The organism is Amycolatopsis anabasis, from assembly GCF_009765355.1.
Taxonomy (GTDB): Bacteria; Actinomycetota; Actinomycetes; order Mycobacteriales; family Pseudonocardiaceae; genus Amycolatopsis; species Amycolatopsis anabasis.
Genome location: NZ_VTHK01000085.1, coordinates 1 through 23,811 on the forward strand (window position 1 = coordinate 1; position 23,811 = coordinate 23,811).

Genomic DNA, 23,811 nt, shown 5'->3' on the forward strand with positions numbered 1-23,811 from the left:
ATCTTCGCCGCACCATCGAGCATCGAGTACTCGGTGTGGACATGCAGGTGGACGAAAGAGGCCACGATCGCACTCCTCCTGGTTGTAGGGTCTTCTCCGGCTCGCGCATTGGATCGGATACCGGGCAGGCAAGTCCAACAACTGACACGCGCGCGATCGACAACCAGGAGTTGTGCGGAGGGATGGCATGGAGCTGGATCTCGGAGCGGTGCGCGCCTTCGTCGCCGTCACCGACGAGCGGAACTTCGGTGCGGCGGCCGACCGGCTCGGGCTCACCCAGCAGGCGATATCCAAGCGAATCGCCAAACTGGAAGCCGACCTCGGCGTACCCCTGGTCCGGCGGTCGCGCGGCGGAGCCGGGTTGACCAAGGACGGTGAAGCCTTCCTCGCCCACGCCCGCGGTCTGATCGGCCTGGCCGACCAGGCCACCGAATCGGTGCGCCGCAGGCACGGCGCGCTGCGCGTCGACGTGCTGAGCACCAAGCTCGCCTCGACCGAGCTGCTCCGGGCCTTCCACGAACTGCACGGCGAGGTGGCCATCGACATCGTCACCTCGAACGGGCTGCGGTCCGCACACCCCGCACTCGTGCGCGGGTCGATCGATGCCGCGTTCGCCCGGGTCACCGGCACCCTGGACGAGGCGATCACGTGGGCGCCCGCCTACCTGGAACCGATGCATCTCCTGGTCGGCCACAAGCACCGGCTCGCGGGCCGGAAGCAGGTGCGGTTCGCCGAGTTGGCGGGCTCGACCGCCCGGATGCCCGGCAACGTCGCGGGCAGCGAATGGGCCGAGTTCTACCTGGAACTCGCGGCGGACTACGACATCCGGATCGACAACTCCGGTCCCAATTTCGGCGACGAATACCTGATGGAGAAGCTCAGCCAGACCGACGAGTGGATCACCTTCGGCGGCGAGAAGACCCGGCAGCCCTGGCATCCGCGGGTCGCCCGGATCCCGATCACGCGGCCCGCCCCGGTGTACCCGATGTCCCTGCTGTGGCGCCGCGACAACCGGCACCCCGCCCTGCCGAGCCTCCTTGACCACGTCACCGCGAGCTACCGGCGCCCCGATCCGCGGGACGTGCTGCTGCCCGCCGCGGACCGCGCCGGGTTCGGCCTGAGCGGTTAGCGCTCACAGGGTATGTGGCCCTCGTCTCAGGTCGTCCGGTCACATTCTCCGGTCCGGATCCGTCAGTGCGGTGACGAACCGGATCGACCTGGAGGACACGATGGAAGCGCGGATGAAGAACCCGGCGATGGTCCTGCCCGACGCCATGACCGCCATCCAGGGCCTGTACAAGGCCACGAACAAGGGGGGAGTGCCGCAGCGGATCCTGGAGCTCGTCCACCTGCGGGCGAGCCAGATCAACGGGTGCAGCGCGTGCGTCGATATGGGCTCCCGCGGCGCCAAGAAGGCGGGCGAGACCGAGGAGCGGTTGTTCGCGGTGGCGGCCTGGCGGGAGGCGCCGTACTTCTCCGAAGAGGAACGCGCGGCGCTGGCACTCGCCGAAGCCGTGACCCGGCTCGCCGACCGGTCGGGGGATGCGGTGCCGGACGAACTCTGGGACGAGGTGGCCGACCACTACGACGAGCGGCAACTCTCCGCCCTGATCCTGTGGATCGCCACCACCAACCTGTTCAACCGGATCAACGCCACCATCAAGGAACCGGCGGGCACCACCTGGGGCTGATTGATCGATCTCGGAGCTGAATCACAGCGCGGAACGGTGTTGGACCGAACGCCGGGCGGGGCCGGACACTCGGTGCATGTCCAACACCAACCCCGGGGACACGACGACTTCGGACGTCGCTCGGCTCTTGCGTTCGTTCGCCGTGCGGGCCTTCGTGCTCGCCGGGCTCACCGGGCTCCTGGGGGAGGGGCTGCTGGCGATGGCTCTCGCGTTGGCCGGGTGCGGACTCCTGTGCGCGTCAGGTGAGTCAGCAGCGCCCTCGCCGCGGGATTGAGCGGGGTGGACTGCCGGCCGGCGAGGTAGATCGTTCTGGTGAAGCCGACCCGCTCGATCCGCGCGAACGGCAGCCCCGCGCGTTCGGCGGCGGCCTGCGGAATGATGGTCACTCCGAGTCCGGCGGTCACGAACTCGATCAGCAGCGGAAGGTGTGTCGCCTCGCAGACCGGATCGTGCCGCAACCCGGCTTGGGCCATCCGCCGGCGGACCATCGCCTGCATCCCGCTCCCGCTGAAGTCCACGAACGGCTCATCGGCGATCTCGGCGAGCCGGACTCGCCGCCGGTGCGCGAGCCGGTGCCCGGGGTAGGTCACCAGCACGAGGCGCTGACTCCACTGCGCGAAGGCGGTCAGGTTCGCCGGAACCGGACCGTCCGCGGCGAGGTAGGCCAGATCGAGTTCCCCGTTGACCACCGCCTCGGTCAGTTCGGTGACCAGCCCATCGCGCACGTGGATCCGGAGACCGGGGTGCCGTTGCTGGAATTCGCCGATCTCCCGCGGGAGGTCGACCACGGTCAGCGCCTGGATGGTGCCGATCGACACCCTGCCCCTGGTCAGGCCGAGCACCGCGGACACTTCGCCCCGCGCGGCGGCCATGTCGGCCACCACCCGGTGCGCCACCGGCAACAAGGCACGACCGGCTTCGGTCAGCGCCACGCGACGAGTGGTGCGTTCGAACAACGGCCCGCCGAGCTCGGTTTCCAGCTTGCGCACCGACGCGCTCAACGCCGATTGGACGATGTGGACCTCCTGCGCGGCCCCGGTGAAACTCGCATGCCGCACCACCGCGAGAAAGTGCTCGATCTGCCGCAGCTCCATTCAGCGAGGCTAGCGCTGAATGAACTCGTGCGTAGTCATTCTCCCGGGTCTGTTGTGCGGAACGCGGAACTCACTGCCCCGAACGCGCAACTCGCATGCCCGAACGTGAAGTTCAGCTACCGGAACGGGGAACTCAACCCCCCACACTCTGGAAATCCCAAATGATCATCGCCGGGACTCCGGCATTCGCCGCACTCTCCGCCTCCGGCACCATGTCGACCAGCGACCAAGGCCACTGCTCCCAAGGCCCCACCGTCTCAGACGGCGTCCGAGCCGAGTCCGCCGCGGCCCCCTGCGGTTCCTCGCAGCGCCGCACCTGCAACCCCACCTCCAACGCGGCGCGCAAATAGTCCCCGACCAAATGACGATAACCCGGCAACCGACCCGGTTGCCCGTCCGGCCCGCGCACGGCCGGATTGGAGCCCCGCGCCACCCGTTCGGGGTGAACGTCGACGATCACCAGGTGCCCGCCCGGCCGCAGCACCCGCGCGAACTCCGCCAGCACCGGTTCGAGCGCGGGAAGATGCGTCAGCGCCAGGCCGCAGACGACCAGATCCACTTCATCGTCGGCCACCGGGAGCCGGTGCAGGTCCCCGAGCAGGAATTCGCCCTGCGGCACCCGTTCACGAGCGAGGGCGAGCATTTCCGGCGAGCTGTCCACCCCGACGACTCGATGGCCCCGTTTGGCCAAGGCCGCCGCGTACCGGCCGGTGCCGCACGCCGCGTCCAGGGCGGCACCCGCGGGCAGCGGGTCGACGATCTCCTTGACCACGCCCTCGAAGTCGAACGCGGCGTTGGGAGTTTCGTCGTACGTTGCCGACCAGGCCCGGTAACCCGAGACCGTGTCCACACGAGCGACGTCCACCCCCGGGCCCGCCAGCGATTCGTCGTCGAGCAGCCGGCGAATCTCGGCGATACGCGCCTCGACGAACGTGCGATCGTGCTCCCCGGTGAACGCGCGCATCAGGGCGATGCCTTCCAGGCCCAGCAGATAGGCCAGCGGATGTTCGTAGATCATCGGCGCCAGGCTAATGACGCCCGGCGCGCCCGAGCCACCGAATTTACTGGGTTGCCGCCGTGGTCGCCGTCCCGGCCGCGATGATGGCGGCGAAGGTCGCGGTCACCGCGGCGACCGCCTGGGAGACCGCGTTCGCGGCCCATTCGCCACGCGCCAGTTCGGCGAGCCGAGCCCGCGCCGCCTTGCCGTCCGACCCGGGATACAGCACCTGGCCCAGCCCGACCGCGTGCACCAATGCCGCCAGGCTGCCCGTGTACTGGTCGGGCGATTCGTCCGAAATCACCACGGCGTCCAGCCGCTCGCGGATCTTCGCCTTGGCCGCCTCGTCGCGGATCGGGTAGCGCTCGGCGGGGAAGACGCCCAGGACGCGTTTCGCGGTGACCTCGATCAGCCCGTCGTCGGACAACCGCTGCAAATAGGAGCCCCGCAGGGTGTTGCGGCGGCCCTGAAGCCAGGACGCCACGGCCGGGGTTCGCCTCCGAGTGTGGAGGTCGGCCAGCGCTTCGTCGAGTTCGGCGTCGCGGGTGGGCGCGGGATCGAGCACGGCGACCCGGTCACCCTCGAGCCGGATCCGGCCGGCGATGGCCAGTTCCGCCAGCTGGCCGGCGGCGAGCCCCAGGTCCAGCCGGGCCGTGGCCAGCACCGACCCCGTCCCGTCCTCGATGGCCAGCAGCAGGAGTTCCTCAGGCAGTGTCCGCATAGGACCAGGGTAGACAACCGCGGCGGGGAGGCGGGTGAGCCCGGTGTCCGGGCCACCCGCCTCGGCCGTCAGGGGCGCGTGTCCTCCGGCCCGCCGGGTTCGTTCGGTTCGTCCTCATCGGACACCGGCAGGTCGTTGAACACGCCGCCGACGCACAACTTACCGGTCGGGCTCTTCTCCGATTCCTGTGCCTCGCCGCCGCCCAGCTCGCAGACACTCTCGGGGATGGCCTGCTGGGCCTCGGCTGCGGCGGCCGCCGCCGGGGATCCGAGCAGTATTCCCAACCCCACCGCCAAAGCTCCCGCGGTGGCCACAATGCGTTTCATTCCGGATACTCCTTTGTTCTCGGTGGGTTTCTCATCTCAACCTTCGCCGTCGTGGTCACTTCCGGCGCTGCCGTTCCCGATGACGGAGTTGAGCGTCCGGTCGACCTCCAGCAGGCTGTCGCCGAACGTCGGGCAGAACGCGATCAGGGTGAACCCGCTGGTTTTGCACGTCGGTCCCCAGGTCTCCGCATGGGCGGGAACCGTCGCGGCGGCGGTGAACGCTCCGGCGAGGGCCAGGGTGACGGCGGCTTTGCGGGACGTGCGCATGGTGTCGTCCTTTCAGGAAGCGGAATCGGAGTGGCTTTCCGCGCTGGGCATGGCCGCGAACCGGCGGGCGAGCCACGCGCAGACGATGAGCTGGATCTGGTGGTAGAGCATCAGGGGCAGCACGATCAGGCTCACGGTGGACCCGGCGAACAGCACCGTCGCCATCGGCAGGCCGCTGGCGAGACTCTTGTTCGAACCGCAGAAGACGATGGTGATGCGTTCCTCGCGGGTGAACCCGAGCCACCGCGCCACCAGGCCGATCGTGCCGAGGACCACGGCCAGCAGCGCCCCGGCCACCGCGACGAGCAGCAGCACCTGCACCGGGGTGAGCCGGTGCCAGACCCCGGTCACCGCGCCCTCGCTGAAGGCCGAGTAGACGACGGCCAGGATCACCCCGCGGTCGAGGTGCCGCAGTGTGGTGCGATGCCGATCGAACCGGTTCACCAGCACGGGTCGCAGGAGTTGACCGGCGACGAACGGAACGAGCAGCAGCAACGCGATGTCCCGCAGCGACGCCGGCGAGAGCCCGTTCACCTCGGTGGTCAGCAGCAGTCCGGTCAGCACCGGGGTGATCAGCACCCCGAGTACGTTGGAGAACGACGCGCTGCACACGGCGGCGGCGACGTTGCCACCGGCCAGCGAGGTGAACGTGATGGCCGACTGCACGGTCGAGGGCAGGACGCAGAGGAAGATCAGCCCGCCGTACAGCGGTTCGGGTAGCAGTCCCGGCGCCAGCGTTCGAGCCGTCAGGCCCAGCACCGGGAAGAACGCGAACGTGCAGAGCAGGATCACCAGGTGCAACCGCCAGTTGCGCACCCCGTCCCAGACTGCCGCGGTCGGCAACCGGGAACCGTACAGGAAGAACAGCGCACCGATCGCCACCTTGATCACGGTCTCCGCCGCGGTGGCGGCCTCGCCGCGGATCGGGAGAACGGTGGCGACCGCGGCGACCGCGACGATGGCCAGCACATAGGGGTCGATTCGCGTGCGGATCAAGAAATCTTCGCTCCCGCCGGGACGGCCGGGCGCTGGCGCCGGGCCTGTTCCGGTATCGGCGGCTTCGGGTGGTGCCGGCTGATGTTGCGTTCGAGCAGGGCCTGCGCCTCGGGCACGCCGATGCTGTCCGCGGTCCGCTCCGGGAGCCTGCCCTCGGCCGCTTGCAGCTCGAGCAGCGCCGATTCGATCGCGCCCTGTGCGGCGAAGAGGCAGGGAGTGCTGTAGATGGCGACGTCGACCCCCAGGGTGCGCAGGTCGGGCAGGGAGATCCGGGGCGACTTGCCACCGGCGATCTGGTTGAACAGCAACGGTTTGCCGCCGACGACCCGGCGGACCTTGCGGATCCACTCGATGCTGCGCACGCCGTCGACGAGCAGGACGTCCGCGTCGGTGGCGGCCAATGCCTCGGCGCGCCGCAGGATCTCCGACTCCTCGGTGGCATCGGTGCGCGCCACCACAACGAGATCCCGGCGGGTCGCCAGCACCAGTTCGAGCTTCTGCAGGTACTCGTCCAGCGGCAGGATCTTCTTGCCGTCGACATGTCCGCACCTGCGCGGGCGCTGCTGATCTTCCAGAATGACCCCGGACGCGCCGATCGCCTCCAGGTGCTCGACGACGTGGCAGGCGACTTCGGGATCCACGTAACCGTCGTCTATGTCGACCAGTAGATGGTGCTCGGGAAAGGCCAGCCGGAGGCGCTGGACGAAGCCGACCATATCCGGCCAGGCGATGAATCCGATGTCCGGCAGCCCGTAGTACGAGGCGGCGAACCCGAAGCCGGACACGAACATCCCGTCGAAGTGCTTGGCCGCGATGGACGCCGAGAACATGTCGTATATTCCGATGAGCGGGGTCACTACCGGGGACTCCACGGCATGTCTGAGTGCCGTTCCGTACTGCATTGTTCCTCCACCTGGAATGTCGTGGAAATGTGTCAGCAAGGAGAATTCCGGAATAGGAAGCCGTTCGCACCGCGCTGTGCTGCCGACTCACCGTTACGTGTCAATCCTATTGGAGAAAAGGAACGTGCGCCAAACCACAAACAGGTGGACCGAGGTTTATACGCTCAGTGAACCGTTATCCGGCGGTGATCGGATGCTGAAAACAGTTCGTGTTTTTGGCGTGGGCATCCCGCATGCGGTATCAGGTGCGACAACGGGAACGGGCGCGCCGCGCGGGCGGTTCGGCGGCTTCAGCAAGGCGGGTGGAAACTCGCCCGCACCCCTTGGCAAGCAAGGGAATCCGTGCATAGCTCGCGATTGGGCCATTTGTGGGCCAGTCGCCCCGGAACGGACTTTCCGTGCACGGTGGGTTACCCGTGCCCGATCAGTGCGGCGCGTCGGCGCTTTCGCCCATCGAGCGGCACAGGCGGCGCAACAGGTCGGCCAGCGCGCGCTGATCCGCTTTGCCGAGCCCGGCGATCAGGGCGCGCTCGGTGGCGAGGTCGGCCGCGATGGCCTTGTCCACCAAGCGAAGTCCCTTGCGGGTCAACCGGAGCAGGGCGGTGCGCCGGTTCGCCGGATTCTGCCGCCGGTCGATCAGGCCCGAGTCGACGAGCCGGTCGATGCGGCTGGTCATCGTGCTGCCGGTGGCGAGCATCCAGTTCCCGACCTCGCGCAGCGTCAGCTCGTACGGCGGCCCGGCGCGGCGGAGCGCGCAGAGCACCTCGAACTCGGCGGGCTGCAACCCGAACTTCCGCAGCGACTCCTCCAGATGCAGCGTGACGCGGCGGGCGATCCGGGTCATCCGGGTGAGCACGCCCATCGGCGCGGGATCCAGATCCGGGCGTTGCGCACGCCACTGGTCCATCACGTCGTCGATGAAGTCACGTGTCATTCCGAAAGCGTACACTTCGATGTCGTAGGTTCCGTTGTCGAAGTGTCGCGGAGGACGTCGTGACCGAGGCGCATCGCACCGGCGTGCTCATCGTCGGCGGCGGCCCGGTGGGCATGCTGCTGGCCGGCGAACTGGGGTTGCACGGGGTGCGCACCACGCTCATCGAGACGCTGACCGAAACCCATGACGAGCCCCGGGCGGGCACCCTGCACGCGCGGACCGCGCAGTCCCTGCTGCGGCGCGGCTACCTCGCCGAACCCGCGCCCGGTGAGCGGGATCCGGACGAGACCGTGCTCGTGCCCTTCCACTTCGGCGGCATGTCGGCCCTCACTATCGAGGCGCCCGCGATCGAGGGGCCGCCGATCGTCGGGCAGTCCCAGGCCGCGGTGGAACGGTTCCTGGAGGCGCGGGCGCGGGACCGCGGGGTGGACATCCGCCGCGGCCACGAGGGCGTCGCCCTGCGCGCGGACGCGGACGCGGCCCGGGTCACCGTGCGCCACGGCGACGACGAGTACCCGATCCGCGCGGACTACGTGGTCGGTTGCGACGGCGCGCGCAGCATGGTGCGCCGCGAGGCGGGCATCCCGAGCACCAGCCACCCCGCCACGTTCGCCGGAATCCTCGGCCTGGTCCGCCTGCTCGACCCCGCGTCCTGTCCCAACGGGTGGGTGCACACCGACCAGGGCTGGATGCTGATCAACGTCAACCCCCTGGGACAGAGCAGGTTGCTCACCCACGACTTCACGCACCCGCTGCCCGGCCGGGACGCCCCGCTGGATCTCGCCGAACTCCAGGAGACGACCGCCCGGATCGTGGGGCGCGAGGTCCCGATGGACCAGCCCGGTTTCCTCGGCCGCTTCAGCGACTTCTGCCGGATCGCCGATCGGTACCGGGCGGGCCGGGTCCTGCTGGCCGGGGACGCCGCCCACGTGCATTCCCCGCTCGGCGGGCAGGGGCTCAACCTGGGCCTGCAGGACGCGTTCAACCTGGGCTGGAAGCTGGCGATGGTGGCCACCGGTTCGGCTCCGGATTCCCTGCTGGACACCTACCACACCGAGCGGCATCCGGTCGGCGAGCGGGTCATCGCGAACACCCGCGCGCAGGCGGCGCTGATGCGCCCCGGCCCGGAGCAGGATCCGCTGCGCGACCTGGTCCGGGACCTGCTGTCGTTCGACGAGCCGAACCGCTACGTGGCGGACCTGATCAGCGGCCAGAGCGTCGCCTACCGCCCCGCCGCGCCCGGATCGTCCACTCTGGACGGTCACTTCCTGCCCAACGTGCCGCTCGAGACCACCGAAGGCCCGCGCACGGTCGCCGGTCTGCTGCACGCGGCGCGGCCGGTGCTGCTGGTGAACGGGGACGGCGACCTCGCCGAAGCCGCCCGGAAGTGGCAGGACCGGGTGGACGTCGTGCGGCTGCGCACCAGCGAACCGCTCGGTGCGGCGGCGACCCTGTGCCGCCCGGACGGTTACGTCGCCTTCACCGCAGCCACCCGGTCCGGCCTGGAAGACGGGCTCACCACCTGGTTCGGCCCGGCGTGACGCGGGGCCTCAGCCCGGCCGCACGGACTGGGCGTGGCGGAAGACGTTCCCCGGATCCCAGGCGGCCTTGGCGCGCCGCAGCCGCGGGTAGTTGTCCTTGTAGTACAAGGTGTGCCAGGGCACCCCGGACGTGTTGTACGCGGGGTCGGACAGATCGGCGTCCGGGTAGTTGACGTAGCAGCCGTCGGTGCGGTCGCCGGGCACCGGCACCCCGCCGGTGCCGGAGTACATCTCGCGGTAGAAGTCCCGCACCCACGCCAGGTTCGCCGCGTCCTGCTCGGCGCCGGTCCAGAACGACTGGTACAGCAGTTTGAAGATGCTGTCCCGTTGCGCGCACGCCGTGTCCGCGGGGGCGACCGAACCGATCCGCCCGCCGTAGGAAAAGGCCACCAGCATCGCGTTCGGATTGTCCACATCGGGCCTGGTGAGCTGCCGGTACGCGGTGGACAGTTGAGCGCCGGTCAGGGGAGTGCGGGTGTAGGCGGACTTGTGCTCGGCCCGGACCGTGGGGTTGTTCAGGATCGGCGTGTTCGTGCCCAGATACCGGGTGGCCTGCAACCACGGCAGCCGCCGCGGCCGCTCGAGGCCGGGCATCGGGCCGAATTCGCCGATCGCCACCTCGGCCGAACCGCCGCCGAGCCCGCCGGCCACCGAACCGAGGTAGTCCTCGAGCACTCGCGCGGCGCCGGGCGCGTTCGCGTCGATCTGCGCGACCAGCCCCGCGCAGCCGTTGGACCGGTGGTTGAGCATCAGCAGGCTGGACAGCGGCGCGCCGGGGGAGCCGGCGTCCCGGTTCGCCCAGTGCCATTGCCCGTAGTTGCCCAGCAGCCGGGCGAAGCGCGCCTCGTCCAGGCGATCCCAGGGCAGCGCGACCACGGCGACCAGCACATCCTCCGGCGGGCGCACCAGCGGCTCGTCCCCGGGCGAGGAGAACAGAAAGCGGGTGACCACGCCGAAGTTGCCGCCGCCACCACCGGTGTGCGCCCACCACAGGTCGCCCTCGGGGCCGGTCGAGTCGCGGGTGACGACCACCGGCCGCACCCGGCCGTCGGCATCGGCCACGACCACCTCGACCCCGTACAGGTGGTCCACGGTCAGCCCGTGCTGCCGGGACAGCAACCCGTACCCGCCGCCGGTGACGTGCCCGCCCGCGCCGACGGAGTAGCAGATGCCGCCGGGGATGGTGACGCCCCAGCCGCGGTAGAGGCGCTCGTAGGCGTCCAGCAGCCGGGCCCCGGCCTCCACCGCGAACGCCCGGTGTTCGTCGTCGAAGTACACAGTGTCCATTCCGGACAGATCGAGCAGCACCCGGACGTCCGGGTGGAACACGAAATCCTCGAAGCAGTGGCCGCCGCTGCGCACGGAGAGGCGCCTGCCGGACGACACGGCGTCCCGCACGGCGGCCGCGACCTGTTCGGTCGAGCGGGGGAGCCGGACGTAGTCGGGTTTGCTCGCGTACCGCTGGTTCATCCCGGTCGTCAGGTCGGCGTACCGGGGGTCACCCGGCCGCACGATGCTCGATTCCATCGGCTTTCACCTCGCAGAAAAGGGAACGCGGGGCCGGGCGGCCAGTAGTCGGAGGCACCGCCCGGCCCCGCGTCCGGGGCCGGCCGCTAGAGATCAGCGGCCAGCCGTCCCCCGGTCCCCCAGTGGTCCTGCTCGACGTCGCTGACGATGACGGTCACCGCCGCGGCCGGGCAGCCCGCGATCCGGGAGACGGTCTTGGTCACTTCCTCGACCAGTTCGCGCCGTTGCTGCTCACCGGCGCCTTTCCACCAGTTCACGTTCACGACTGGCATTCGTGGTCACCTCCTCGTGTTTCACCGGGTCCGCGCTCCGCCGGTCGGACAGCACCGAAAGCCCGGCCAGGCCGAGGGAACCGATCGCGAGCGCGGCGCCGATCCAGCTCGGCGACAGCAGGCCCGCACCGGCGCTGATCCCGAGCCCGCCCAGGAACGGCCCGGCCGCGTTGCCGATGTTGAACGCGGAGATGTTGGCCGTGCTGGCCAGCGTGGGCGCCGCCTCGGTCTCGTTCATCACCCGGGTCTGCAGCGCCGGGTTGATCAGGAAGCTGGCCACCCCGAACAGGAACAGCGTGATCACCATGGCGATCTGGCTGTGCGCGGCGAGGGAGAACGCGCCGAGCATCACCGCGAGCAGGGCGAGCCCCGCGCACAGCGTGCCCAGCAGCGTCCGGTCGGCGAACTTCCCGCCCAGCACGCTGCCGAGGAACGTGCCGACGCCGAAGAGCATCAGCAGCGGCGGCACCCACCCGGCGGTGAAGCCGGTGAAATCGGTGAGCAGCGGGGAAATGTAGGTGTAGGCGGTGTACAGGGCCGCCTGGCTGAGCATGGTGGTGCCCAGGGCCAGCCACACCTTCGGGTTGGCGAAGGCGGACAGTTCGTGCCGCACGCCGATGTGCCGCGACGGCGGCTGGTGCGGGACCAGGGCGATCACCCCGATCAGGTCGATCACGCCGAGGATCGCCACCGCGAGGAAGGTGGCCCGCCACCCCAGGTGCTGGCCGATGAAGGTGCCCATCGGAACCCCGGCGATGGTGGCGATGGTCAGCCCGCCGAACATGATGGCGATCGCCCGCGCGCGTTTGGCGGGCTCCACCAGGTTGGCCGCGACGACCGCGCCGATCCCGAAGAACGAGCCGTGCGCGATCGCGGTGACCACCCGGGCGATCATCAGCACCCCGTAGGACGGCGCCAGGGCCGCGATGGTCTCGCCGACGATGAAGACCACCAGCAGCGCGATCAGCGCGGCCTTGCGCGGGATCCGGGTGGTCGCCGCGGTGATCAGCGGCGCGCCCACCACCACGCCCAGTGCGAACAGCGAGATCAGCAGGCCCGCGTCGGGGAGGGACACGTCGAACGCCCGGGCCAGCTCGGGGAGCAGACCGGCGATCATGAACTCCGTCGTGCCCAGGCTGAACACGGTCAGCCCGAGCACGAACAAGGCAATAGGCATCGAATGCTCCTTGGGAGGGGAGAGGTGGCACCCGCGGGGGAGCCGCGGGTGCCCGCCCTCGCGATCAGGAGATGGCCGACAGTCCGGCTTCCGCGATCTTGACGTCATCGGTCCAGTGCGCGCCGGAGACGCCGATCGCGCCGACGATCTCGCCGTCGACGGTGATGGGCAGGCCACCGCCCATGGTCACCAGCCGCGAGATCGCGGTCGGCGCGCCCGCGGCGATCACCTCGTCCTTCTTGAGGACCTCGGACCACTGCTCGGTCGGCATCGCGGAGGACGCCGCGGTGTAGGCCTTGTCCTGCGACACCTGAACGGCGTTGAGCTTGGAGCCGTCCTGGCGCAGGAACGCCTTCAGGTTGCCGGACTCGTCGACCACGGAGATCGCGAAGCGCTTCTCCGTCTGCTTCGCGGCGTCGTGCGCCGCGTCGACGATCTTCCAGGCCAACTCGTCGCTGATGGAGGTACGGCGTTGCACGTTGGGCATTGCTGGCGAACTCCTGCCTGGCTAGTCGGGTTGCTCCTTGCCTGGCCGCCCGCGTCCGCCCCGGAGGCCGGAGCGCAACGGCGACGGCCACGCCTCGACCGTAGCAAAAATGGATCGCTCGGTAAAGAAACCAGGGACATCGGGGCTGGCGATGACGTCAGATTTCCAGAAAAACCCTGCTCGGTAAGCAAGTTGATCGATGATATCTGTATCGAATGGTCAAGTTTGGCTACCCTTAACTTGACCGGTCGTTCCACCATCGTTAGGCTGATCGTATGTCCCGGGTGCGCGAGTTCGACACCGACGCCGTCGTGCAGAAGGCCATGGAGGTCTTCTGGTGGCGCGGCTTCGAGGCCACCTCGATCCAGGATCTGGTCGAGGCGACCGGGATCGGCCGCGGGTCCCTGTACGCGGCGTTCGGCAGCAAGCACGGCCTCTACGAGCTCGCGCTCCAGCGGTACGTCCAGCAGACCACCGACGCGACGCGGCGTGCGCTGGCGAAGCGGGTGCCGGTCCGCCAGGTGATGCGGGATCTGCTGCTCGGCCGGGTGGACGACGCGCTGGAGGAGCCCGGCCGGCCGGGCTGCCTGCTGGTCATGGCGATCACCGAACGGGTGCCGCACGACGCGACCACCAACCGGATCGTGCGCGACGCCATCACCGCGCTGCAGGATTCGTTCTGCGCGACGCTGTACATGGCGCGCAGCATGGGCGAGTTGCCCGCCGAGGCCGACGTGCCCGCGCTGTCGAATTTCCTGGTCACCATGATTCAAGGGCTGCGGGTGATGAGTGCGGTGTGCCCGGACCAGCCCATGCTTTCCCAGGTTGTCGATATCGCGCTGGCCGCGATTCCCGAATAGTCCGCCCAAGGCGGCGGCCGGAGTTTCTGTCGGCCGCTGTCTTGGCGTGCGATTCAGCCGGTATTCACCGGTCGATTGTCGCCGGTACTCCTTTTTGGTCATGCTCTGGACTTCTGGTCCATTGAGGTTTTCTCGGTGTGTGGCTTCGCGCCGTGCTTCGCCGGGTGCCCGGGTGGGGAACTTGCCCGCCCGAGTGTGCGACTCACGTACCCGAACGTGTAACTCGCGTGCCTGAGTGTGCAACTCGCGGCGGGACAGCACCACAACTCACCGAGAAAACCTCATTGGGTACTAGTTTGACGAGCCCTGGCAGTTCACTACCTGGCGTGTTGTGAGCGTTGTCACAAAGCTCGCGGATTGCCGATTTCAGGACATTGTCGCGCCGCTTCGATCTTGTCGCCGGGCTATGCGTGGTTCGGCGCATGTGGACTGACCCGATTCAGTCAATTTTCCTACTCCATTTGCACCAGAAACCCTCGGTCACCAAAGGCGTGTGGGTATTTTTGCCGACTTTGCCAGACCCGGGATCACTCATTTATGGTCGCCCACGGCGGCGAAATGGAGAACAGCTCGCCAGTGATCACGTTTCCCAATCCACATTGGAGTTCCAGTGCTTACTGATCAAATACGGGGAACCATTGTGCGGTACGCCGATTTCACGTTCGCCCCGTTCGACTGGGGACGGGTGGCCGAGCCGGTCGGCCCGGCCACGGGGGCGGGGAAGGTGACGCTCAACGTCGTCGAAGTCGCCCCGGAACAGGTGTGGCGCCTCGGCTGGTCGCCCGAGGAGGAGAACATCGCGGTGATCTTCGCGGGCGGCGGGCACGCCGATGTCACCGCGCACCGCGAGCGGGTGGCCCGGGGGGACGCGGTGCATTCGCCGACCGGACACACCCTCGAGCTGGAAGCCGGAACCGAGGGCATGACCGCGTACGTCTGGCGCACCAAGCTCGTCGGCGGCGAACCCCGCGGCGAGGCACCGCGCCTGACCGGGCGGTTGAGCGACGACGAGACCCAGCTGCGCGGTTTCACCGGGAGCTTCGGCGAGGACCGGACCGGGGGAGCGGTGATGAATTTCGTGTTCTGGCCGGGCACCGGGAGCGCGCGGCTGTGCCTGCACTGCGGGATGCAGGAGCCGGGCCAGACGTTCAACGTCCACCAGCACCCGGAAAGCGAGGAGGCGTTCATCGCCTTCGAAGGCGACGGGCAGCTGTACCTGATCGACCGCTGGCACGAGGTGTCCGCGGGCGACGTGCTGTTCGCCGCCCCGGGCGTTCCGCACGGCGCGCGGAACCCGAAAACCGATCCGGCCGCGGGCCGATTCGTCACCTGCGGCGGTCCGACCCCGTTCGACCCGGCCCTCTACGCGAGCGCCGGGGTGACCGCGGAAGTGAGGTAACCGACGACATGTGCAGAATCTACGGGCATCTGGGTGGCACCCTCACCCGCCACCACCTCCGCGTGGTGTCGGCACTGCAGCGCCACGGCGGTCCGGACGCCCAATTTCGTGCCCAGGGCGAGGATTGGGCACTGGGCAACAACCGGCTCGCGATCGTCGACCTCGACGGCGGCCGGCAGCCCTACCACCTGGGCAAGGACATCCGGGTGGTGTTCAACGGGGAGATCTACAACCACTGGGCCCTGCGCCGCCGGCTGCACGCCGAGGGTTACGTCTTCCACGACCACTGCGACGGGAACGTGCTCCCGGCGCTGTACCACCGGTACGGCCTCGAATTCGTCGACCACCTCGACGGGATGTTCGCCGTGGCGATCCTGGACACGCGGGCCGAGCCGACCCTGGTACTGGCCACCGACGACGCCGGGATGAAACCCCTTTACTACCACTGGGACTCCGGCAACAGCGCGCTGTACTTCTCCTCCGAGCTGCCTGCCCTGCTGACCGTGCCCGGTCTGGGCCGGGACCGCTGGCTCCCCGGCCTGGACGCTTATCTGACCACGAAGACGCCGTTCGGCGAGCAGACCATGTTCTCCGACATCCGGGTCCTGCCCCGGGCGTCGACCGCGGTGTTCACCCGGGAATCCGGGCTCCACGTCCGGAAACGGTCCGGGGTGCGGGTGGAGCGGGAGTTCACCGGCCTCGAGGACGCGGGTGCGTGGACGCGGGACGTGCTGCGCACCGAAACCCAGCGGCTGGCGCTGGCCGACGTCCCGATCTCGGCGATCACCAGCGGGGGCCTGGATTCCAGCCTGGTGACCGCCCTGCTCGCCGAGCGGGTGCCGGACCTGCACAGCTTCAACATCGCCTACACCGGCGACTGGCCCTTCGACGAGAAGCGGTTCGCCCGCGAAGTGGCCGAACGCTGCGGCACCCGCTACCACCAGGTGGAGGCCGATCCCGCCGATTTCCCCCGGTTGCTGGAGGAGGTCGTCTGGCACCTCGGCCAGCCGAACGCCGATCCCATCACGGTCAGCACCTACGTGTTGTTCCAGGCGGTGCACGACGCCGGGTTCAAGGTCGCGCTCACCGGGGACGCCGCCGACGAGATCTTCGGCGGGTACTCCCGGATCCGGGACGCGCTGGCCGCCGGGACGGACTGGGACCGGGGTTACGTCGACGCCCTGGCCGCGGTGCCGCCGGCGCTGCGCACCGAACTGTACACAGAGGACTATCGCGATTACCTGCGGCACAACGGAACCGAGGCCGAGCGGATCAGGGAATCGCTGCGCGCCGATTCCGGCTCGCGGCTGGCGGCGATCACCCGGCTGGAGGTCGACCAGCGACTGCCCGCCTACCACCTGCGCCGCGTCGACCACCTGTCCATGGCGCATTCGGTGGAGGTCCGGCTCCCGTTCTGCCAGCCCGCGGTGACCGGGCTCGCCGCCGGCCTTCCCGCCGATCTGCGCGTGCGGGGCGACGAGGTCAAGCGGACGCTCTACGCGGCGGCCCGCGGCCTGGTGCCGGACGCGGTGCTGAACCGGCCCAAGCAGCCGTTCACCCTGCCGATCACGGCGATGCTCACCGAAGGCCAGCCGTTGCTCGACTACGCCCGGGACGAGCTTTCCGCCCACCGGCTCGGCCGGGACGGCCAACTCGATCCGGTCGCCGTCCGCGGCCTGTTCGACCGGCAGGCGCGGCGGCCCGACGACCAGTCGGCCCTGGCCATCTGGTCCCTGCTGATCCACCAGATCTGGCTGGAACAGGTCGCCGGGCGCGGCGAGGTCACCGAAACCAGAAAGGCAGCCTGATGCTCGCGCACATCGCACACGCCCACGGCAGCCCGAGTTCCACCCTGGTCCTGACCGCGGACTCGCTGCCCGCCGGCGAGGCCGAACTGTCCGCGGCCCTGGGCGACGCCACCGGCTGGCTCGCCCGGCAGGGCCTGGACCACATCACCAAGATCGCGCTGGTGACACCGTCGGCGCATCCGTTGTTCGACATCGACTACCGGTTCGTCCAGGTGCTCCCCGGCGAGCGCACCCGGTTCGACTTCCGCGGCAGCTGCGGACATTCGGTGCTGTCGTCGGTGGTCGTCGCGAGCCGGCTCGGCTGGGTCGGCAAGCTCGCCCCGGAACACCGGGTGCGCGTCCGGGTGCGGAACAACGACGACCACGTGGTCTGCGAGGTGGACGAATCGGTGCGCAACCGCACCACGTTCACCGCGCACTTCCTGAACCACCCCGCGGTCCGCCTGGAATCCCTGCTGCCCCTGGGCACCACCACCACGGACCTGCCCTACGACGACGGCGGCATCCGGATCAGCGGGGTGTCGGTCGGCAATCCTTACGTGTTCCTCGCGGCCGAGGACCTCGGCGTGCACACCGAGGACGAGTTGTTCGCCGACAACGAAAAGCTGTTCGACACCATGAGCCGGATCCGCCGGTCCGCCGCGACCAGCTACGGCTGGCCGGTCGACGGCGCGTTCCCGAAGGTCGCGGCGGTGCTGCCCGCCGGTGACCAGGCGGTCGCCGTACGGGCGATCTCGGTGCCGTCCTGGCATCCGACCCTCGCGCTGACCGGGGCCGTCTGCCTCGGCGCGGCCAGCAAGATCCGCGGCACGATCCCGTTCAAGCTGGCCGGTGCGGCCGCCCGCCCCGGCAACCCGCTCGAGATCCGCACCAAGGGCGGCGTCACCGTGGCGGCCGCGTCGGTCTCCGGCAACGAACCGGACAGCGAACTGTCCTGGGTGAGCGTGCCGGAGAAGGCGGTCACGTTCACCGGCGCCATCACCATCGATTCGCTCCAGCCCCATGTCCGGAAGGAGGACACATGCCTGCTCTCGACGTGACCGAACGGCCCCGCGCGACGGGCGACGCGGCCCTGCTGGAGGTGCTCGACGAGCATGTGAAACCCGCCGACGAGGCGGGGAAACCGGCGCGCGAGGTGCTCGAAGCCGTCCGCGCGTCCAGCCTGCCCGGGTTGTCGGTGCCGCGCCGGTTCGGCGGCTCGGGTGCGAGTTCGCTCGAGGTCAACCGCCGCATCGCCGAGATCGCGTACCACGATCCGTCCACCGCGATCATCCTGTTCCAGCACCTGGCGGTGTGCAGCCGCATCGCCGAATGGGGCACGAACGAGCAGCGGCACGAGATCCTGCCCAAACTCGCCTCGGGCCGGTGGCTGGCCGCGTCCGCGTGGAGCGAAACCGGCGCGGGCGCGGCCAAGAAGAACCTGGCCACCCAGGCCGAGGAACGCGCCGACGGCGGCTGGTCGATCAGCGGTGGCAAGGCGTTCACCACCGGCGCCGGACTGGCCGACATCTACCTGGTGCTCGCCCAGACCACCCCGGTGTCCGATGTGGACGATACCGCCTACGGCTCGAACGGGCAGAGTTTCTTCCTGATCCCGGCGCCCACCCCGGGCATCGAGCCGGACCTCGGGCTGGACCTGGTCGGCATGCGGTCCTCGGCCACCGGGTTCATCGAGTTGCGCGACTGCGAGATCGGGCCGGACGCCCTGCTCGGCCCGCGCGACCGGGCGAGCCGGATCATCGCCGGCGTCCGGCAGTCCGGCGCCACTCTCGGCGCGGTGTCGGTCGGGATCGCCGAAGCCGCCTGGGATCTGGGCTTCGAATCGGCCCTGCGCAAGTCGATGCTGGGCCAGCAGGCGATCCGGCACCGCCTGGTCGATCTGCGCGGGCGGGTCGAATCGGCCCGCGCGCTGGTGGAACGGGCCGGTCGCCGGGAAGCCGCCGAACCGGGCGAGGTCACCTTGCACAGCAAGATCTTCGCCTCGCAGACGGCCGAAGAGGTCGTGCAGGCGGTGGCCCGGATGCTCGGCAGCGCCGGGTACGTGGCCGCCAACCCGATCAACCGGATGGCCCGCGACGCGCGCGCGGTCGCGCTGATGGGGCCGACGAACGAGCTGAGCAGGGAGTTGGTGAGCACCCCATGGGCGGCATGACCGGCTACGACCTGATCGTGCGGTCCGGCACGATCGTGAACGCGGAGCGCACCCGGCCCGCCGACGTGGCGGTGCGGGACGGCCGGGTGGCCGACATCCTGCCCGCCGGCAGCGGCGCGCCCGCCACCGAGACGATCGACGCGGCCGGGCGCTACGTGCTCCCCGGGCTGATCGACTCGCATGTGCACTTCCGCACGCCCGGCCTGACGCACAAGGAGGACTGGGCCAGCGCCTCGCGCGCCGCGGTGGCGGGCGGGATCACCACGGTGATCGACATGCCCAACACCAAACCGGCCACCTTCACCCCGGCCGACGCGCGGGCGAAGGACGCGGAAATCGGCGGGACGAGCCTGGTCGACTACCGCTTCCACGCCGGGGTCGATCCGGCCGCCGTGGACCGGCTGGCCGAGTTCACCCCCGAGGAAGCGGTGTCCGCCAAGGCTTTCCTGACCGGCCACCACACCGCGCCGCACGTGCTGCGCGATCCGGCGAGCCTGGACCGGTTGTTCCGCGTCGCGGCCGAGCGCGGGCTGCGCCTGCTGTTCCACGCCGAGGACGACGACGTCTTCGCGTTGCTGGACGGCTGGCTCGGCGAACCCGCCGGGTACCGCGACTACGAACGGCACCGCCCGCGAACCGGCGGGGTGGTCGCGGTGGCGAAACTCATCGAGCTGGTGCGCCGCCACCGAACCGCGGCCCACGTGCTGCACGTGTCCAGCCGGGAGGAGGCCGATCTGCTCACCGCGGCCGGCGCCGCCGGGCTGCCGATCACGTTCGAGGTGACCGGCCACCACCTGTCGTTCACCGCGGCGGACACCGCCCGGTTCGGTTCGCGGATCCGGCTGAGCCCGGCGATCCGCGAGCAGGCCGATCAGGATCGCCTGTGGGAGGCGGTGATCGAAGGTCACGTCTGGTCGGTCGGCAGTGATCACGCACCGCACGAGTTCGCCGACAAGACCAAACCGGTCGCGGCGGCCCCGCCCGGACTGCCCGGGGTGCAGGAGCTCTTCCCGGCCCTGTTCACCGGTCTGCGCCGCCGCCTGCCGGACGAGCCCGCGGGCGATCTGCTGCGGATCGCGGTCCGGGTGCTGGCCGAAGGGCCCAGCCGCCTGTTCGCCCTGGACCACCGGAAGGGGCGGATCGCCCCGGGCCTCGACGCCGATCTCGTGCTCGTCGATCCCGGCGTGAACTGGTCGCTCGACGGCGTGGAGGCCAAATGCGGGTGGTCGGCGTACCACGGCTGGCTGTTCACCGGCCGGGTGGAGGCCACCGTGCGCCGCGGTGAGCTCGTGTTCGACCGGCATCTCGGCGGCGCCACCCACTTCGGCAGCGCGTCCGGGATGTGGCTGCCGCCGGCCCGCACCTTGGAAGGAGCCGCCCGATGACCGTTGCCGGATTCACCGAGGCGATGGCCTCGCTCGCCGGGGGAGTCTGCGTGGTGACCTGCGTCGACGAGGCGGGCACCCCGCGCGGATTCGCCGCGACCTCGGTCACCTCGGTTTCGCTGGACCCGCCGCTGGTCCTGGTCTGCCTGGCCAAGACCTCCCGCTCGCATCCGGTGTTCAGCCGGTGCGAATGGCTGGCGGTGAACGTGCTCACGGCCGAGCAGCAGGAGCTGGCGGTGCGGTTCTCCACCCCGGTCGCGGACCGGTTCGCCGGAGCCGGGTTCGGCCCGGGCCGGGGCGGCGCGCCGGTGCATCCCGATGCGCTGGCGAACGTCGAATGCCGCCGGATCGAAACGGTCGACGCCGGGGACCACAGCGTCCTGCTCGCCGAGGTGGCCGCGGTCCGCACCCGGACCGGCGAACCGCTCGTCTACCACGGGCGCCAGTACCAGCGACTGGTGCCCGCGAACTAGAAACCCTTGGAGGAAGCCATGTTCGACCTGCCCGTCCGGCCGGGCCCGGAGCCGCGCACCCGCGGTCCGGTGCCGCACGGCCAGCTGAACCAGATCTCGCCGACCACCTTGCAGGAGGAGACCTGGCAGCGCATGCGCTCGCTGACCGGCGTCTACGTCGCTCCGACGCACGTGCCCTATCCGGAGGCCCGCGCGATCCATCTGGCCCCGGAGTTCGGCACCGGTCCGGACGACGCGTTCATCAAGAACAGCAGGGAGTTCGCCCACCTGCATCCGCAGCAGGACGGCAGCCTGCACCTGACACTGGCGCCCACCACCAAGAAGCTCGTCACCGAGGCCGGGTGGGGAGTGCCGCATCCGATCCAGAACACCGAACTGGTGTACGGCGCCCGGGATCGGGACGAGCTGGAGGTGGTCTGGCAGATCCTGCTCCAGTCCTACGCCTACGCGCGGGGCCGGAGCACGGAGTAGGCGCCCCGGGGTCGTACCGGAACGGGGAACACACGCGACCAGAACGAGGGACTCGCGGCGGGCGGGGATCCCGCTGGCGCGTGTCCCCCGTTTCGGACGTGCGAGTCCCCCGTTTCGGCAGGCCGAGCCCCCCATTTCGGCAGGTGCCCCCGGGGGCGCTCCGACGAGCACGGCCTCGTTGCGGTTCCTCTTAGCCGACAACGTGCGACGAGCATCGGGGTGGCAGCCAGGCGGCGCCCGCACGCCCAGACCGGTCACCGTCTCTTGTAAGGGAACCAAGTCTGGGGGTCGTGAGTGGTCAGGCCGGTTCTAACCGGTCGGAACGCTCACGACCCCCGTCAGTCGGTCTCGCGGAGGGTTTCTTCGAGCACGGCGCGGTGGGTCGGTTTCGCCTGGGCGTAGCGCTGCCGACCGGCTTCGGTGAGCGTCACGAAGATGCCGCGACGGTCCAGTTCGCACATGGCGCGCTCGACGAGACCTTCGCGTTCCAACCGGGCGACGAGCCGGGAGGTGGCGCTCTGGCTCAGGTGCACGGCCTCGGTCAGATCGGCCGCCCGGCACTTGTGGTCGCAGGTGGCCAGCAGCTCGAGCGCTTCGAACTCGTTGACCCCGATGCCGTGGCGCTCCTGCAGCTGACACTCCAGGGCGCCGAACACGGCTGCGTGACGCGCGGACAGCTCGTGCCATTGCCGCACCAGGCCTCGTTCAGCGACATCGCTCACGTCGCCGAAGATAGCATGCGCGGGAATCTGATGCAACTACATTAAATGTGTTGGCATTAGATGCACGTGCATGTAGTGTCTCCGCCATGAGCTCTTCCGCGCAACTGTCCACCTCTTCGACCCGGTGGGACGCACGCCTGTGGGGCGTCCTGCTCACCGTGTCCACCGTCGTCGGACTCGACGCACTCGACGTCTCCATGGTCGGCGTCGCCCTTCCGTCCATCCGGGCCGACCTCGGCCTGTCCACCAGTGCATTGCAATGGGTTGTCAGCGGCTACGTGCTCGGCTACGGGGGACTCCTGCTGCTCGGCGGGCGCACCGCCGACCTGCTCGGCCGGCGCCGGGTGTTCCTCGTCGCCGTGGCCGTCTTCGCGCTCGCTTCGCTGCTCGGCGGCCTCGTCGACAACGGCGCGCTGCTGATCGCCAGCCGGTTCATCAAGGGCCTCGCCGCGGCGTTCACCGCACCGGCGGCGCTGTCCATCATCACCACGACGTTCCACGAAGGTCCCGCGCGCAACCGCGCGATCAGCATCTTCGCGGTGTTCGGCGCCAGCGGGTACTCGGCCGGGCTGGTCTTCTCCGGGCTGCTGACCGAGGTCGGCTGGCGGTGGACGTTCCTGCTCCCGGTGCCGATCGCGCTCGCCGCGCTGGCGTTCGCGGTCAAACTGCTCCCGACCTACGAACGGGACCGCTCCGGCGCCGGTTACGACTTCCCCGGCGCGATCACCGGGGCCGCGGGTTCGCTGCTGCTGGTGTTCGCCGTGGTCGAGGCCCCCGAGGTCGGCTGGGCCGCCCCGCGCACGTTGATCTCCTTCGCCGTCGCGGCCGCCCTGCTCGTCACGTTCGTGTTCATCGAGAAGCGCAGCAGCCACCCGCTGCTCCGGCTCGGCATCCTGCGCTCGGGGCCGCTGGCCCGGGCCAACCTCGGCGGGGTGCTGTTCTTCGGCGCCTACATCGGTTTCCAGTTCGTGGTGATGCTGTACCTGCAGTCGGTGCTCGGCTGGTCCGCGCTGGAGACCGCGCTCGGGTTCCTGCCCGCGGCGCTGATCGTGGCCTTCGGGTCGCCGCGGATCGAGCCGCTGATCGACCGGGTCGGCACCCCGCGGACCATCCTCGCCGGGGTCGTCGCGCACGTCATCGCGTACGCGTTGTTCCTCGGGGTCGACGAGCACTCCGGGTATGCCGCTTCGGTGCTGCCCAGCATGATCCTGCTCGGCATCGGCTTCACGCTGGCGTTCTCCTCGCTCAACATCCAGGCGACCGCCGGGATCGGCGACGACGAGCAGGGCCTCGCCGGTGGGCTGCTGAACACCTCGGTGCAGGTCGGCGGCGCGATCGGCCTCGCCGTGGTGACCGCGGTGCTCACCGCCAACGGCGGCAGCGAAGCCTCCCCGGCCGCGTTGCTCAGCGGGCTCACCCCGGCGTTGAGCGTGGTCACCGGAATCGCCGTGCTCGGCCTGCTGGTCGCGCTGACCGGAGTCATCCGGCGGCGGCGAAGCGAAGCCCCGGCGGCCGAACCGGAGTTCGCGCTCGCGGCCGAGTAGATCGTTTCCTCGCGGCGGCCCGTCACCCTTCGGCGAAGTGGTGGCGGGCCGCCTTCGGTGATCTT

General features: G+C 69.8%; 25 protein-coding genes. 12 read left to right on the forward strand and 13 right to left on the reverse strand.

The window, feature by feature from the left end; genetic code table 11:
* Nucleotides 1-187: 187 nt before the first annotated feature.
* Both FXO23_RS46940 and FXO23_RS46945 read left to right on the forward strand, forming a co-directional pair.
* On the forward strand, nucleotides 188-1,129 hold the full coding sequence (locus tag FXO23_RS46940; protein ID WP_158895053.1) for a LysR family transcriptional regulator: 942 nt from the start codon (nucleotides 188-190) through the stop codon (nucleotides 1,127-1,129).
* Between the two features lie 100 nt (nucleotides 1,130-1,229).
* Entirely contained in the window at nucleotides 1,230-1,691 is a 462-nt protein-coding gene (locus FXO23_RS46945) for a carboxymuconolactone decarboxylase family protein (RefSeq protein ID WP_158895113.1), read from the forward strand.
* 167 nt (nucleotides 1,692-1,858) lie between these two features.
* Here FXO23_RS46945 and FXO23_RS46950 read toward each other — a convergent pair whose 3' ends face one another.
* The 8 genes from FXO23_RS46950 to FXO23_RS46985 form a co-directional block, all read right to left on the reverse strand.
* The gene (locus FXO23_RS46950) at nucleotides 1,859-2,785 is read right to left on the reverse strand and encodes a LysR family transcriptional regulator (RefSeq protein WP_158895055.1); all 927 of its coding nucleotides are present in this window, start codon (nucleotides 2,783-2,785) and stop codon (nucleotides 1,859-1,861) included.
* A 133-nt stretch (nucleotides 2,786-2,918) separates the two neighbouring features.
* Entirely contained in the window at nucleotides 2,919-3,803 is an 885-nt protein-coding gene (locus FXO23_RS46955) for a class I SAM-dependent methyltransferase (RefSeq protein ID WP_158895057.1), read from the reverse strand.
* Between the two features lie 43 nt (nucleotides 3,804-3,846).
* Nucleotides 3,847-4,503, reverse strand: coding sequence for a GOLPH3/VPS74 family protein (locus tag FXO23_RS46960; protein ID WP_158895059.1), 657 nt, complete (start codon nucleotides 4,501-4,503; stop codon nucleotides 3,847-3,849).
* Nucleotides 4,504-4,571: 68 nt separating this feature from the next.
* On the reverse strand, nucleotides 4,572-4,829 hold the full coding sequence (locus tag FXO23_RS46965) for a hypothetical protein (RefSeq protein ID WP_158895061.1): 258 nt from the start codon (nucleotides 4,827-4,829) through the stop codon (nucleotides 4,572-4,574).
* 36 nt (nucleotides 4,830-4,865) lie between these two features.
* Nucleotides 4,866-5,096 (reverse strand): hypothetical protein, encoded by a 231-nt coding sequence (locus FXO23_RS46970; protein ID WP_158895063.1) that lies wholly within the window; start codon nucleotides 5,094-5,096, stop codon nucleotides 4,866-4,868.
* A 12-nt stretch (nucleotides 5,097-5,108) separates the two neighbouring features.
* Complete coding sequence (locus tag FXO23_RS46975) at nucleotides 5,109-6,092, reverse strand: bile acid:sodium symporter family protein (protein WP_158895065.1); 984 nt, start codon at nucleotides 6,090-6,092, stop codon at nucleotides 5,109-5,111.
* A complete protein-coding gene (locus FXO23_RS46980) occupies nucleotides 6,089-6,949 on the reverse strand; it encodes an isocitrate lyase/PEP mutase family protein (protein ID WP_246258524.1) in 861 nt (286 codons plus the stop codon). The genes FXO23_RS46975 and FXO23_RS46980 overlap by 4 nt, the downstream gene beginning before the upstream one ends.
* 469 nt (nucleotides 6,950-7,418) lie before the next feature.
* Nucleotides 7,419-7,928: a MarR family winged helix-turn-helix transcriptional regulator gene (locus FXO23_RS46985; protein WP_158895069.1), complete on the reverse strand. Its 510-nt coding sequence runs from the start codon at nucleotides 7,926-7,928 to the stop codon at nucleotides 7,419-7,421.
* 59 nt (nucleotides 7,929-7,987) lie between these two features.
* On the opposite strand from FXO23_RS46985, the gene FXO23_RS46990 reads away from it, so the two are divergent.
* Nucleotides 7,988-9,469: an FAD-dependent monooxygenase gene (locus tag FXO23_RS46990; protein WP_218952384.1), complete on the forward strand. Its 1,482-nt coding sequence runs from the start codon at nucleotides 7,988-7,990 to the stop codon at nucleotides 9,467-9,469.
* A 9-nt stretch (nucleotides 9,470-9,478) separates the two neighbouring features.
* Here the strand turns inward: FXO23_RS46990 and FXO23_RS46995 are convergent, their stop codons facing one another.
* From FXO23_RS46995 to FXO23_RS47010, 4 genes are all read right to left on the reverse strand, one after another.
* The gene (locus tag FXO23_RS46995; protein ID WP_158895071.1) at nucleotides 9,479-10,996 is read right to left on the reverse strand and encodes an FAD-binding oxidoreductase; all 1,518 of its coding nucleotides are present in this window, start codon (nucleotides 10,994-10,996) and stop codon (nucleotides 9,479-9,481) included.
* Nucleotides 10,997-11,082: 86 nt separating this feature from the next.
* Nucleotides 11,083-11,268, reverse strand: a complete 186-nt coding sequence (locus tag FXO23_RS47000; RefSeq protein ID WP_158895073.1) for a tautomerase family protein — start codon at nucleotides 11,266-11,268, stop codon at nucleotides 11,083-11,085.
* Nucleotides 11,228-12,445: a Cmx/CmrA family chloramphenicol efflux MFS transporter gene (locus FXO23_RS47005; RefSeq protein ID WP_158895075.1), complete on the reverse strand. Its 1,218-nt coding sequence runs from the start codon at nucleotides 12,443-12,445 to the stop codon at nucleotides 11,228-11,230. Before FXO23_RS47005 ends, FXO23_RS47000 begins: the two co-directional genes overlap by 41 nt.
* 64 nt (nucleotides 12,446-12,509) lie before the next feature.
* Complete coding sequence (locus FXO23_RS47010) at nucleotides 12,510-12,932, reverse strand: GlcG/HbpS family heme-binding protein (RefSeq protein ID WP_158895077.1); 423 nt, start codon at nucleotides 12,930-12,932, stop codon at nucleotides 12,510-12,512.
* A gap of 275 nt (nucleotides 12,933-13,207) precedes the next feature.
* On the opposite strand from FXO23_RS47010, the gene FXO23_RS47015 reads away from it, so the two are divergent.
* The 8 genes from FXO23_RS47015 to FXO23_RS47050 all read left to right on the forward strand — a co-directional run bounded on the left by FXO23_RS47015 (nucleotide 13,208) and on the right by FXO23_RS47050 (nucleotide 21,480).
* Nucleotides 13,208-13,792: a TetR/AcrR family transcriptional regulator gene (locus FXO23_RS47015; RefSeq protein WP_158895079.1), complete on the forward strand. Its 585-nt coding sequence runs from the start codon at nucleotides 13,208-13,210 to the stop codon at nucleotides 13,790-13,792.
* 640 nt (nucleotides 13,793-14,432) lie between these two features.
* The gene (locus FXO23_RS47020; protein ID WP_218952385.1) at nucleotides 14,433-15,191 is read left to right on the forward strand and encodes a cupin domain-containing protein; all 759 of its coding nucleotides are present in this window, start codon (nucleotides 14,433-14,435) and stop codon (nucleotides 15,189-15,191) included.
* Between the two features lie 8 nt (nucleotides 15,192-15,199).
* Nucleotides 15,200-16,999, forward strand: coding sequence for an asparagine synthase (glutamine-hydrolyzing) (asnB, locus tag FXO23_RS47025; RefSeq protein ID WP_158895083.1), 1,800 nt, complete (start codon nucleotides 15,200-15,202; stop codon nucleotides 16,997-16,999).
* A complete protein-coding gene (locus FXO23_RS47030; protein WP_158895085.1) occupies nucleotides 16,999-18,039 on the forward strand; it encodes a PrpF domain-containing protein in 1,041 nt (346 codons plus the stop codon). Before asnB ends, FXO23_RS47030 begins: the two co-directional genes overlap by 1 nt.
* Nucleotides 18,021-19,151, forward strand: a complete 1,131-nt coding sequence (locus FXO23_RS47035; protein ID WP_158895087.1) for an acyl-CoA dehydrogenase family protein — start codon at nucleotides 18,021-18,023, stop codon at nucleotides 19,149-19,151. Before FXO23_RS47030 ends, FXO23_RS47035 begins: the two co-directional genes overlap by 19 nt.
* On the forward strand, nucleotides 19,139-20,536 hold the full coding sequence (locus FXO23_RS47040) for a dihydroorotase (protein WP_158895089.1): 1,398 nt from the start codon (nucleotides 19,139-19,141) through the stop codon (nucleotides 20,534-20,536). Before FXO23_RS47035 ends, FXO23_RS47040 begins: the two co-directional genes overlap by 13 nt.
* Entirely contained in the window at nucleotides 20,533-21,009 is a 477-nt protein-coding gene (locus tag FXO23_RS47045) for a flavin reductase family protein (protein ID WP_158895091.1), read from the forward strand. Before FXO23_RS47040 ends, FXO23_RS47045 begins: the two co-directional genes overlap by 4 nt.
* Before the next feature lie 18 nt (nucleotides 21,010-21,027).
* Entirely contained in the window at nucleotides 21,028-21,480 is a 453-nt protein-coding gene (locus FXO23_RS47050) for a luciferase domain-containing protein (RefSeq protein ID WP_158895093.1), read from the forward strand.
* A gap of 338 nt (nucleotides 21,481-21,818) precedes the next feature.
* On the opposite strand, the gene FXO23_RS47055 is transcribed toward FXO23_RS47050, so the two are convergent.
* The gene (locus FXO23_RS47055; RefSeq protein ID WP_158895095.1) at nucleotides 21,819-22,202 is read right to left on the reverse strand and encodes a MarR family winged helix-turn-helix transcriptional regulator; all 384 of its coding nucleotides are present in this window, start codon (nucleotides 22,200-22,202) and stop codon (nucleotides 21,819-21,821) included.
* A gap of 86 nt (nucleotides 22,203-22,288) precedes the next feature.
* Here FXO23_RS47055 and FXO23_RS47060 point away from each other — a divergent pair, with 86 nt between their 5' ends.
* Nucleotides 22,289-23,746, forward strand: coding sequence for an MFS transporter (locus FXO23_RS47060; protein ID WP_158895097.1), 1,458 nt, complete (start codon nucleotides 22,289-22,291; stop codon nucleotides 23,744-23,746).
* Nucleotides 23,747-23,811: the final 65 nt, after the last annotated feature.